We start from the raw sequence: 12,737 nt of genomic DNA on the forward strand, positions 1-12,737 counted from the left end.
TTTAGCCTGCCAATAATTCCGCTACTGGATAAATTAATTGCCTTTCAAGTAACGCTTCATACTGCGAGCCTGTTTTTTCGGAATATATTTTTCTCAAATCCCCACCTGCTAGCTGCGACCAACTACTACGGTTGGTATAAACAACATTGTCACTATTTTTTGTGGCAACTTTATCTTTTGTGGCAACTTGAGTAAGAGATGTTGTTACAAGCTGAATCAGGTGTATTAGTTGAAGGTGGGGGTCTCTAGCTAATGCATCAATAACCAGTGGTTGAGCTATATCTTCAGCAATCCCCATAGAAACCATTGTGCTGATTGCTGAGTTTGCAATACTCGTTTCGACTGGTTCTCCCAGCTCAATTGATTTTGGTTGTTTGAGTGGTTTAGAAACCAGTTGATTGAATGCATTAATCACACTTTTTTCTAATGCGGGGAAAATAAGATCGTTGCACGTCTCTACTTGCGCTTTATCGCCATTTTTTAACGCTATCAGCATTGGCTGCACAATTGAAAATTCGTCATCAAAAACATCATCTAACAGTTCCACAGATAACATTTCATCTTCCGGGGATTCAGCAAGCAAAATTGCTCTTGCTTGTGCCAAACAAAACAACTTCACGACGATGTCAGGTATCCCTTGACTCAGTTCGTACAGTTTATGAGTTAACTTTTCATCTCTATCAACTTTATTATTAAGCCATTGATAAGGCCAAAGTTCTGTTAGAAAATCCTCCCAACTTTCGTCAAATGGCAGGCGATCCCAAACGATACTGCCATCGCCACTAGCACGACGAGCTTGCCGGAATTCACTCGTGAAAAGCCTTAACGCTTTTGGTGTTCCAATCAAGACAATGGAAACTTCAACAACATTTACCAATGTGACAAGAAAATTGATCATTTTCTTTTCACCGCCACTTTTTGCAAGATTCATGTGTTGAAACTCATCGATGACGATGAGTCCCACAGCATGAATAAGGCAGAGATCTGCGACATCAGCCATCATTTTACCAATAGTGGGCCGACCAGAAGCATATTTTGCTCTGTAATCAATATTTAAACGTCGTCCTAAAGCGATGAAAAAACTAAGGCAAAAATCTGATAGTGATCCGTCATGAGGGCAATCTACTTTCAACCACGGGACTTGAAGCAAATGATATTCAGGGTGATAAATTACTCTAGGATAAGAATTCAGCACTAGATTTATTGTTGTCGATTTTCCTGCACCGGATATACCCGCTATCGTCATGGATGATGCAGGAGAGTCAACTTCATCATGAATATAAGCAGTTAGATCTTCCTTTTGGACTAATCCCCTGATTGCATTCAATTTACGTTTAAATGTGGCCGTTTTTGGATTTCGGTTGAGATAACCAGCACGAATAAGTTTTGAAATTTTTTGTTCAACAACAATATGATTTGTTTGAGGCACAAAAAAATCTCTCGTTAGTCGATTGATTGCATGTGTTCGTATATGACTTGGCAGATTTAATTCAGCCGGATGATAGGTAGGTCTCTTTGTCAAAGCTTTCGCAACAACGACAGGCTCCATAATGATCGGTAATGCAGCGATCAGTGGATTGTCATTGTATTCGGGCAATCCCTGATCTTTATAATCAGCTTCAGGATAATGAGTATCAGCATTGTCATTCATCTGAGCCATCCTCTTTAAGAAGATCTTTTAATCTTGTCGGTAACTTAAAGCTTTTCTGGGTAAGCTTTGCCCCATGAATAGGAATTACAGTGATTTCATCATCAGGCCGAGCTTCATCACTACTTCCCGTCTTTTTGCCCCTCTCATACTGCCGCTCCTTCCGCTTATTATCAGCAATACCTTTTACTCTTTGTGCTTTTTCAGCTTTGGTATACTTAGGCTGTTGATTTTTCGCTTCACTCGCAATCTTGTCCAATTCACTTACGAGGTTGACTGAACCTGCTCTGGCTTTTAATTTTGACGTTGCAGCAGTTGTATTTTTAATATCACGAGCAAGCCACAATTCCCAAACAGTTATATTTGCAAAAGCCCGACTTCGAGAGGTGATATTTGCAGGTATAAAATCGGCGTAAGAGTCTGATGGTCTTAAGAATATCGTATTAGTAGAATACATATCATATGCAACCGTTACGGATTTTGGCCCCCGATAATTACCTTCAAACCAGCCCCAATCTAGCGCTTCTTTGCAACTGTAGTAACATCCAAACAACTTCAATCCGTATTCAGTAATTGTAGCTGTTGTATGAGGTAATAAATTTACTCTCACTAATTGAGAATCTGGTCGTCTAAGTAGACCAGTTCGATATTCGATACCCCAATTCCAGAGTGTAAGAGGATTTGCTGGAAGCCCTTTAGGAATATCAGTATCAATGTCATAGGTCTTATTTATATGGTCGTTGTTATAAAAAAGAACAATTCGAATCATCATCTGAGTGAATTCTTTTAATGTTAATATTCCATCCTTACGATAATCATTCCCATGACGTTTTTTCCCTATAGCAGCTTTAGTTACATATCCTTCAACAAAGGGTTTCATTTTTGTTTGAACTGTACGGAAATAGCGTTCTACAACACCTTTCCAATCAGCTCTATAAGATGGGGTATTTTGAATATCAACATGAAATGCTTTACTTAGCACTTCAACATGACGACCAAGCATTTCACCTTTATCACCTATAATATTTTCTGGTAATCCCTGCATAGGCCACATATCCGAAGTGATCTCAATACCATATGCAGCGCAATACTCCACCTTGTCAGCCATTGCGTTACTTAAAGCTTCCATCGCACTAACCCAAGATGGATTCTCTAAGCCAATGTACATTCCGACGATAGAACGGCTAAAAACATCAACAACAAAATAAATAGTTGGGCGACCAATAATATCCTCTCGGTTTTGTTCCGAAACTAAGTAGACATCAGCAATCGTGGCGTCAATTTGATATAAATATCCAGGGCCAGGAACTTCTGCTGTTGATGTACCAAGATTAGGTCTAAAGTCTTTCAAATAATTAATTTCACCTTCTCTTTTTTTGGTAATTTCGATAGATGAATATTCCTTTTTGTAGAAATAACCAAATTGCCGTTCAGTAGGTACATCAATTAAATCTTCTTCTCTACATGGAAGCGCCACACCATAGGCAATAAGCAATTGGTTATAGGCATAATCAAATTCATATTTGCCTTCATTCAGAAGACTTTTTTCAATCACAACACGAAAAAGAGATTTAATTTGTTCAGTAACTGGGACACCTTGCCCAGCAGTTAGATAAGTACGAGGACGACCATTACGTTTATCTTCAAACTTTTTAGCTTTCCCTGCACCACCGCACAGATCATACCGAGCACTGAGAGCATTTTTGCACATGCCAAACTGCCAATAGCGTCTAAGCCATCGATATACAGTCTGCTTGGTTACTCCAGATTGAGACAATGCTCGATTAAATAGCTCACCTCGTGTTCTTCGTTGATAAATATCTGGCTCAACTTTAACTATAGCGCCTATTGCATCCCAAGCTTTCTCTTGTACTTCTTCCGCTTTTGAACCAATCTTGGGCGATGCCATACTAAAATTTATACATGGATCAGATATTCGTTTTAAGTCATACCGAGCGACTAAGTGTTCGAAATCAGATTTTTTGGCAAGCTGAGGTAATGCGCGATCATCGTCAATATCAATCCAAAAAATGGCTTGCTGATTAACCCATAAAATGCGGATTCGTTTCTCACCCCATGAAAAAACATCATTAGGCATGAACATATTCAACATCCTTTTTGAGCCAATAAACTGATGGTGTTACATCCTTTGCTTTCAAACTCGAATGTAAGTAGCTTTGCATATCCCACTGAAAAGCACTTTGTGCAGCTAGATGTCTGAAATACTGTAAATTGGAGCCAAGTTCTAGACCTTGCTGCCGATCCAACTGACTAAGTAAAACTGAGATTTTTTCTTCTGGCGCTGCATCCAAAACATGAAGGATATTTTCAAATACTCGTGTTCTTTCAGACTCATCAAGATCGTAACTATGTATATGGGGGGCTAACCAACGTATGTTTTTTACGCAAATAACTGGAACCTCGTGCTCTGTGAAAACAAACCATTCGATATCTTCTTTCTCCCAAAATCGCCGTTCTAACTCCAATTTTTCAATTGTTCGTTCATCTTCTAAATCTTGAGAATATTTAACTGAAACGGCTTGTGTTGAATGCTGACCATTAAGATTAAAATCAACAAGTAAATCCGTTGTCATTACTTGAATTACCCCGTTATAAGCAGGATGTTTAATTCCCAATCGCTTGGCTATGTCTATCGTAATTTCAGGATTAAGAGGAAATTGTTCCCTGATATCTATAACTGACTTTTGCCAATCAAAAAGTAAAAAAGCTGCCAGCTCAAGATCTGAAAGTAGATGAACGATACGATTATGGGTAAGTGAAGGTCGGCGATGAATTCGCCCTTTGCTTGGAACATCCTGAACTGTCAAGAATGGCTTGTAATGCTTACCAATTCCTTGACCTCTTTTCTCATTTTGAAGGCGTTTGACGATGGCAGGTTCAAGCAGCTCAAGTATTTGTCTTGGCTGTGGACTAAGAAACGCAGGTGATTGCTTCATTTTCAATATCCAAGCTATGCCTATTTATTCAGCATAGCTTGGATAATTAAAAGTATGATACTTTTTTGCTTAGTATGATACTTTTTTGTAAGTGTGATACTTTTTTGTCACCTTACATTTACTTATGTTTTTATTTACGTCATCATTCGACAGTGACGGACTTCGCCAAATTGCGCGGCTGATCCACATCAGTGCCCTTGATTAGCGCAACGTGATACGCCAGTAATTGCATCGGAATGGTGTACACAATTGGTGCAATGATGTCCGCTACGCTGTCCATCGGCATGACGCGCATGGTTTCATCACTGGAAAAACCGGCGGCACGGTCAGCAAACACGTATAACAAGCCACCGCGTGCACGAACTTCTTCCACATTTGACTTCAATTTTTCCAACAGTTCATTATTTGGTGCAACAACGATGATCGGCATTTCACTGTCGATCAATGCCAATGGGCCATGCTTCAACTCACCAGCCGCATACGCTTCGGCATGAATATAGCTGATCTCTTTGAGTTTCAGTGCACCTTCCATCGCGATAGGGTACTGATCACCGCGCCCCAAAAACAGGCTGTGTTGTTTGTTGGCAAACTGCTCCGCCAAAGGCTCAATTTGCTTATCCAGCTTAAGTGCCTGTTCTATCTGGGAAGGCAATGCCTGCAACGCACTGACGACACAATGTTCGTCTGTTTCGCTGATCTGACCATTACAACGACCAATAGCCGTCACCAACATCAACAGACCTGTTAATTGGGTTGTAAAGGCTTTCGTCGAGGCAACGCCAATTTCTGCACCAGCACGGGTCATGAACGCCAGATCAGACTCACGAACCAGAGAGGAACCGGGAACGTTACATAGCGTCAGACTCGCCATGTAACCCATCTCTTTGGCTAACCGCAAGGCGGCCAATGTGTCTGCAGTTTCACCGGACTGAGACAGAGTAATGATCAGGCTGTTCGGATGGACAACCGATTTGCGGTAACGGAACTCGGAAGCAATCTCGATGTTGCAGGAGACACCCGCCAGAGATTCAAACCAGTAACGGGCAACCATACCGGAATGATATGAAGTACCGCAGGCCACGATTTGTACATGCTTGACCTTTTCAAAAATCTCACGGGCATGAGTACCGAAAGATTCGGGCATAATATGATTGCCGACCAGACGGCCTTCTAACGTATTCAGAATGGCTTGAGGTTGCTCATAAATTTCTTTCTGCATGTAATGGCGATAATGCCCTTTATCACCGGCATCGTGCGACAATTCCGATTCAATTTCCGCGCGTTCGACCCTCTGACCAGCATGGTTGAAAATTGTCACTCCCCGACGTGTGACTTCAGCAACATCACCTTCTTCCAGAAACATAAAACGACGGGTCACAGGTAACAGCGCCAGCTGGTCAGAGGCGATAAAGTTTTCACCCAGTCCACGGCCAATCACCAGCGGAGAACCGGAGCGGGCCACCACCAGCCGTGAAGGATCACGACGATCCATGATCACGGTGCCGTAGGCACCGCGCAGTTCTTTCACCGCAGTTTGCAATGCCTGCAATAAACTGTCTGATGTTTTCAGGTAATGATGGACCAGATGAACAATTACTTCTGTGTCGGTCTGTGATACGAACTCATAACCCAGCCCTTGTAGCTTCACGCGTAATTCTTCATGGTTTTCAATGATGCCATTGTGTACCACCGCCAGATCACCATGCGATACATGCGGATGCGCATTAATTTCTGAGGGTTCACCGTGCGTCGCCCAGCGCGTGTGGGCAATACCGATCCCCCCGGCTAAAGGTTTCTCTTCCAACGCACAGGCCAACTCCTGCACTTTGCCTAAGCGACGAACACGTTGCAGCTCTCCGCTTGGGCTAATGATCGCCACCCCCGCGGAGTCATAACCGCGATATTCCAAGCGACGTAAACCTTCTACCAGAATTTCTGCAATATCACGCTGTGCTACGGCACCAACAATCCCACACATATCTATTCTTCTCCAGAATTAGCCCGCGACTGACGCACAAATCACCTGTACGCCATGCTGTTCAATTTGTTGTTTCAATTCATCTCCGATCCCATCGTCGGTGATCAGGGTATCTATCGCACTCCATGGCAACTCCAGGTTAGGAATACGACGACCGAATTTTTCTGAATCCACTAATACGATGACTTCTCGGGCGACCTCTGCCATCACCCGCGACAAGCCTACCAGTTCATTAAAAGTAGTCGTTCCGCGGGCAGGATCAACACCGTCTGCCCCTACAAATAACTGATCAAAATCATAAGAACGCAGCACCTGTTCCGCGACTTGCCCCTGAAAAGCTTCAGAGTGCGGATCCCAGGTGCCGCCGGTCATTAATAACGTCGGTTCGTTTTCTAATTCACGCAGCGATTGGGCAACACTCAACGAATTCGTCATCACTACCAATCCCCGTTTCGTTGCCAGCAACGGGATCATCGCCCCCGTGGTACTGCCGCTATCAATAATGATGCGATTATGATCGCGGATATGCTGTACGGCAGCTTGTGCAATCGCACTCTTTCGATTAGAAACTTTTTCGGGTACCTCTTCCGCCAAAATCTCAGAGGGCAGCGGGATCGCCCCGCCATAGCGGCGCAATAACACCCCACTGCGTTCCAGTTCGGCCAGATCCTTGCGGATGGTGACCTCGGATGTTTCAAAACGCTGAGATAAATCTTCAACACTGACCTCTCCCTGCTCATTTAGCAGCGAAATAATGGCATGTCGGCGTTGTTGTGTGTTTCGCTTAATCATTATTAAGTTTCGATTCGAAATTTAATGTGCAGTATATTCTTACAAAAAGAAAGTTCAAGTCATCTATCGCGTTTTTTAAACACAAAAAAGCCCGCAACATGGCGGGCTTGGTTCAGCATCATTCGCTTCTATTTTTTCTTTTTAACCGGACGTTGCCAGCCAGTCACATGGTGCTGACGAACGCGCGTCAACACCAGTTCGGCTTCGCCGACATCCTGAGTAATAGTGGAACCTGCAGCTAACGTCGCGCCTTTGGCGATACGTACCGGCGCAACCAGTTGTGTGTCAGAACCGACAAAAACATCATCTTCGATAATGGTTTTGTGTTTGTTCGCCCCGTCATAATTACAGGTGATAGTGCCTGCACCAATGTTTACATTCGCGCCAATTTCGCTATCGCCCAGATATGAGAGATGACCGGCTTTGGAGCCTAAGCCCAATTTGGCATTTTTCAGCTCCACAAAGTTGCCGACGTGCGCTTGGGCTGCCAATTCGGCGCCAGGACGCAGGCGGGCAAATGGACCGACCGTACAACCTTCCGCCAAGGTAGAACTTTCGATCACAGAATAGGGACTGATGATGCTGTCATCGGCAATCTGGCAGTCTTTCAGCACGCAACCGGCACCGATCTGCACACGGTGCCCTAAGGTCACCTGACCTTCAATAATGACATTGACATCCAGCACCACATCCTCGCCACACACCAACGTGCCCCGAAGATCAAAACGCGCGGGATCAAGGAAGGTAACGCCGTCCAGCATCAACTGCTCTGCGGCCCGTTTCTGGTAGAAACGTTCCAGTTGCGCCAGTTGTACACGGTTATTCGCCCCTTCAACCTCTTGCGCACATACCGGTTGTGCCGTTTGGATCAGACTGCCTGACCGATGCGCTGCAGCAATGATGTCGGTCAGATAATATTCCGCCTGTGCATTTTGATTGGTTAAACCACCCAGCCATTGCTTTAACTGCTTCGCCGGAGCGACCAGCACGCCGGTGTTCACTTCTTGAATAGCTAACTGTTCTGGTGTGGCATCTTTTTGTTCTACGATCCCTACCACCTGCTCATTGGTACGCAGGATGCGGCCATATCCGGTGGGATTTGCCAGTGTCACGGTCAGAAGGCCAATGCCATTCGCCGGCTGGATGCTCAGTAATGCCTGCAAGGTTGCGACATGAATCAGGGGCGTGTCGCCATATAACACCAGCACATTTGCATCATCAGGAATAGATGGCATGGCCTGTGCCACTGCATGACCGGTGCCTAATTGTTCGGCTTGCAACACCCACTCAACCGATGCGTCGCTCAAGCGTGCCTGCATGACCTCGCCACCGTGGCCGTAAACCAGATGTATTTTTTCCGCATTCAGGGCGTGCGCCGTCTCAATGACATGACTGACCATGGGACGTCCGGCAATCGGATGCAGCACCTTGGGTAACGAAGAACGCATACGGGTGCCTTTACCCGCGGCCAGAACAACAACATGCAGAGACATAACGAACCTCAATTAGAACAGATGCCCGCTATTCTAGAAGAAAACGAAAGATTTCGGACAAAATATTCACCCTCATCATTCCGATAGAACGCAATCAATCAAAAGCTGTGCCACGCAAACAATATTAACCCTGTCATATTTTATCTGTGCGCTGGTCCGGAATTGACGGGGAAACATTTTGCGCAATAGAGGAGACATCCGGTATCTTATTTGACGTTGTCAACTGACAACTAATTACTCTAAATAATAAAACGGGATAAATAATGATTAACTATTCTTTTCCACTGGAAGAGCGGCATTTCCGTATTCAAAATTGCCAAACTCCTGAGATCCTCGCCGATCAACTGTCAAAACTCTGTGCGGCTAACAATTTTGAATATTACCAACTCTGCCTGACTCTGCGTCGGGGCCTGCAACAAACTGATCTGACGTTACTGATGCAAACCCCTGATCACTGGGCGGAGCATTATGCCCAGAACACCACGATCCAGAACGACCAGCTCTACCTTCGCGCCCAGTCACAAAGCAGACCCCTGTTCTGGCAAGCTGAAGCCCGCCCCGAACATGAAGCGTTTCTGCCCATGGCAAGCTGGCGGCAATTTGGTATGGAAGAAGGGATCGCACTGCCCTTGCATGGCCCAACCGGGTTTTATGGCTATTTTGCGCTGAGCCGCCATCAGCGCGAACCGATCCGGCTGCAGGATTATTTTCATCTCAGCTATCTGGGACATATCATTCAGGAGCAGGCCATTCCCCTGTTCTCTCCGGAGCAATCCTATTTGTCATCACGGGAAAAAGAGTGCCTCTTCTGGGTCAGTGAAGGCAAGACTTCTTGGGAGATAGCCCAGATCTTGGGGATCACCGAGCGTACCGTGAACTTTCATTTGAACAATGCCATCCGCAAAAGCGGGTGCAAGAACCGTTATCAGACTGTTGCCAAAAACATTATTACCGGTGAACTGGCACACTCGATGAACCGAATCAGTTTGGCCAATCTGATCCAGTATCCACACTCATTATCAGCTTAACCGCGTCATCACGGTAGCCGGCATCAACCCGGCTACCGCTTCCTGTCACTGTCTCATCGCTGCAAATATCACTGAACGCAGAGCTTTTATGTCGTTGCGGTACAGTTGTTGCACCTACCTTGACATCACTCATTGCGTTTATACCATGCAGAAGCACGGGTGTTTCTGCGCTATATGCTAAAACGCATAACATCTATGGATTTGGAGAGTCAGTGATGTCGAGGCAACTTGTGAGCAGCCAACCGGTTTTGTTGGGCGAATTGAAATTATGCACCGAAGTGGGGCCTTCTTTGGGGGATACCCGGATCCTTTTACTGGAAGCCATTGAACGACTGGGTTCGCTGTCGCAAGCAGCCAAATCCATCCCTATGTCGTATCGGGCCGCCTGGGATGCCTTGGATGAAATGAACAATCTCGCGGAACAACCGCTGGTGATCCGTACCGCAGGCGGGAAAAACGGGGGCGGTACCCAGCTCACCGCTTATGGTAGACAGACGGTGGCACTGTATCGGGCCTTGCAAACGGAATATCAACAGGTGCTTTCCCGCATTCAGCAGCAACTGCATGCGAAGCCTTGTCAGCAAGATGACAATTATTACGATATTGCACAATTTCGTCGTTTATTACGGCGCATATCGATGCGCAGCAGTGCCCGAAATCAGTTTATCGGCACCGTCGTGGCGCTGCGTACAGCACCCGTCGATTTCGAAGTCACGCTACAGCTGGATGACAATGTGCAGCTGATTGCCGTGATCACCCGTGAGTCGGCCGAGAGTTTGGGGATCAATCTGGGACATGAGTTATATGCCTTAGTGAAATCCTCGTCCGTCATGTTGGTCACCGATCGCAAACTGAAACTGTCACCGCGCAACCAGTTATGGGGAACCATCAGCAAGATCCACCGCGGCCCGGTCAATAGTGAGGTCGTGATCAATTTGTCAGATGACAAAACGGTGTGTGCCGTCGTGACCACGGAAAGCGTCGATAAGATGCAGTTAATGGAAGGACAGGATGCCTGTGCCGCATTTAAGGCATCGTCAGTGTTGTTGTGCAGCTACCCCGGCTAAAGAGTAAAAATGATGATGACGCAGGACTGGGACACCGTATGGCTGTCATTGAAACTGGCAGGCTTAGTGACCGTGATTTTACTCTTGGTCGCCACGCCGATTGCCTGGTGGCTAGCGCAAACCCATAGTCGTTATAAGCCGCTGTATAACGCCATTCTTAGCTTGCCGATGGTGCTGCCACCCACGGTGCTGGGGTTTTATTTGCTACTGCTGCTCGGCCCGCACGGTGCTGTCGGTAAACTGTTGCAGACTTTGGACTGGCAGGCCCTCCCCTTCAGTTTTAAGGGGATTGTATTGGGCGCGGTCATTCACAGTTTACCGTTTGCGATTCAACCCATTCAAAACGCGTTTGAAGCCATAGGACGTCGACCGCTGGAAGTGGCTGCGACCTTACGAGCCTCACCGCTTGATCGCTTTTTCTCTGTCGCCCTGCCGCTGGCACGTCCCGGGATCATTACGGCTGCGGTGATGGCATTTTGCCACAGTATCGGTGAATTCGGCGTCGTGCTGATGATTGGTGGCAGCATCCCCGGTGAAACCAAAGTGCTGTCGATTTTGCTCTACGAGCATGTGGAAAATCAGGAATATCAGCAAGCTCACTGGCTGGCTGGCGGTCTGGTGCTCTTTGCGATGTTGTCATTGCTGCTGATTTACTGGTTTGGCAACAGCCGGAGAACGCAGCATGTCTGAACTGAATATCCGACTGAATTGGCAACGGGGCGACTTTACACTGGATGTCGCATTACAACTGCCCGCACAGGGCGTCAGCGCCTTGTTTGGGCCATCCGGCTGCGGAAAAACGACCTGTCTGCGGGCCATTGCCGGGCTGGAAAAACTGCCTGATGCCTATATTGCTATCGGCGATGAGGTCTGGCAGGACTCGGCAAACGATATTTTTATTCCGCCACACCGGCGGGCGCTCGGTTATGTCTTTCAGGAAGCCAGTTTGTTTCCCCATTTATCGGTGGAAAAAAATCTGCTGTTTGGGGTCAAGCGTTTGCCGGCGCAACATCCTAAAGTGGATCTGGGTTATATCAGTCAGTTGCTGGGTATTCAGCCGCTTCTACAGCGCCATCCACATCAGCTTTCCGGCGGAGAACGCCAGCGCGTCGCCATAGCCAGAGCCTTATTGCTGGCTCCCAAGATTCTGTTGATGGATGAACCCCTTTCTGCGCTGGATCAGGCACGAAAACAGGAAATATTACCCTATCTGGAACGCCTGCATCGTCAGTTGTCGATTCCGATCCTCTATGTCAGTCATGCCGCCGATGAAGTGTCCCGTCTGGCCGATCATCTCGTTTTGCTACAACACGGTCAGGTAGTTGCCAGCGGTGCCTTGAATGACACATTATCCCGGCTGGATCTGCCCGCGAGTTTTACTGAAAACGCGGGCGTGGTATGGGAGATGACACTGCATGAATTAGAGGATGACGGGTTAGCAGTGCTGACAACCGAGGATCAAATTCCGTTACTGGTCGCACAAACGGAACAGGCTCTCGGTAGTCGGGTGCGCTGCCGTATTGATGCCCGCGATGTGAGCCTTAGCCTGCATAAGGCCGTCGACTCCAGTATCCTGAATCTGCTACCAGCGATCCTGATGAATATGGCCCCGGCGGATACCCCCGGTCATTTGCTGGTCCAGTTAAAAGTGGGGCAACAACCCATTCTGGCGAGGATCACTCAGCGTTCTGCGCAGGCACTTAAGTTACAACCGGCCATGTTGCTGTGGGTTCAAATCAAAGCCGTCGCCCTGTTGGAATAAGGGATAAATGGA

General features: G+C 46.6%; 10 protein-coding genes. 4 read left to right on the forward strand and 6 right to left on the reverse strand.

Translation table 11 applies throughout. The features are described from left to right. Position 1 precedes the first annotated feature (1 nt). The 6 genes from H027_RS0106315 to glmU form a co-directional block, all read right to left on the reverse strand. Positions 2-1,651, reverse strand: a complete 1,650-nt coding sequence (locus H027_RS0106315; protein WP_024871642.1) for an ATP-binding protein — start codon at positions 1,649-1,651, stop codon at positions 2-4. Then, positions 1,644-3,752 carry a Mu transposase C-terminal domain-containing protein gene (locus H027_RS0106320; RefSeq protein ID WP_024871643.1) on the reverse strand — a complete coding sequence of 703 codons (2,109 nt, stop codon included), beginning with the start codon at positions 3,750-3,752 and terminating at the stop codon, positions 1,644-1,646. The genes H027_RS0106315 and H027_RS0106320 overlap by 8 nt, the downstream gene beginning before the upstream one ends. After that, entirely contained in the window at positions 3,739-4,605 is an 867-nt protein-coding gene (locus H027_RS0106325; RefSeq protein WP_024871644.1) for a TnsA endonuclease N-terminal domain-containing protein, read from the reverse strand. Before H027_RS0106325 ends, H027_RS0106320 begins: the two co-directional genes overlap by 14 nt. A gap of 142 nt (positions 4,606-4,747) precedes the next feature. Next, on the reverse strand, positions 4,748-6,583 hold the full coding sequence (gene glmS / locus H027_RS0106330; RefSeq protein WP_024871645.1) for a glutamine--fructose-6-phosphate transaminase (isomerizing): 1,836 nt from the start codon (positions 6,581-6,583) through the stop codon (positions 4,748-4,750). Between the two features lie 18 nt (positions 6,584-6,601). Beyond that, positions 6,602-7,375, reverse strand: coding sequence for a DeoR/GlpR family DNA-binding transcription regulator (locus H027_RS0106335; RefSeq protein WP_024871646.1), 774 nt, complete (start codon positions 7,373-7,375; stop codon positions 6,602-6,604). Positions 7,376-7,503: 128 nt separating this feature from the next. After that, complete coding sequence (gene glmU / locus H027_RS0106340; RefSeq protein WP_024871647.1) at positions 7,504-8,868, reverse strand: bifunctional UDP-N-acetylglucosamine diphosphorylase/glucosamine-1-phosphate N-acetyltransferase GlmU; 1,365 nt, start codon at positions 8,866-8,868, stop codon at positions 7,504-7,506. Between the two features lie 263 nt (positions 8,869-9,131). Here glmU and H027_RS17525 point away from each other — a divergent pair, with 263 nt between their 5' ends. From H027_RS17525 to modC, 4 genes are all read left to right on the forward strand, one after another. Continuing rightward, positions 9,132-9,896, forward strand: coding sequence for a helix-turn-helix transcriptional regulator (locus H027_RS17525; RefSeq protein ID WP_024871648.1), 765 nt, complete (start codon positions 9,132-9,134; stop codon positions 9,894-9,896). Positions 9,897-10,111: 215 nt separating this feature from the next. After that, a complete protein-coding gene (locus tag H027_RS0106350) occupies positions 10,112-10,963 on the forward strand; it encodes a TOBE domain-containing protein (RefSeq protein WP_024871649.1) in 852 nt (283 codons plus the stop codon). Between the two features lie 12 nt (positions 10,964-10,975). Next, positions 10,976-11,653 carry a molybdate ABC transporter permease subunit gene (modB, locus tag H027_RS0106355; protein WP_152536751.1) on the forward strand — a complete coding sequence of 226 codons (678 nt, stop codon included), beginning with the start codon at positions 10,976-10,978 and terminating at the stop codon, positions 11,651-11,653. Continuing rightward, positions 11,646-12,725, forward strand: a complete 1,080-nt coding sequence (gene modC, locus H027_RS0106360) for a molybdenum ABC transporter ATP-binding protein (protein WP_024871651.1) — start codon at positions 11,646-11,648, stop codon at positions 12,723-12,725. The genes modB and modC overlap by 8 nt, the downstream gene beginning before the upstream one ends. Positions 12,726-12,737 lie beyond the last annotated feature (12 nt).

Source organism: Tolumonas lignilytica (assembly GCF_000527035.1).
Lineage (GTDB): Bacteria > Pseudomonadota > Gammaproteobacteria > Enterobacterales > Aeromonadaceae > Tolumonas > Tolumonas lignilytica.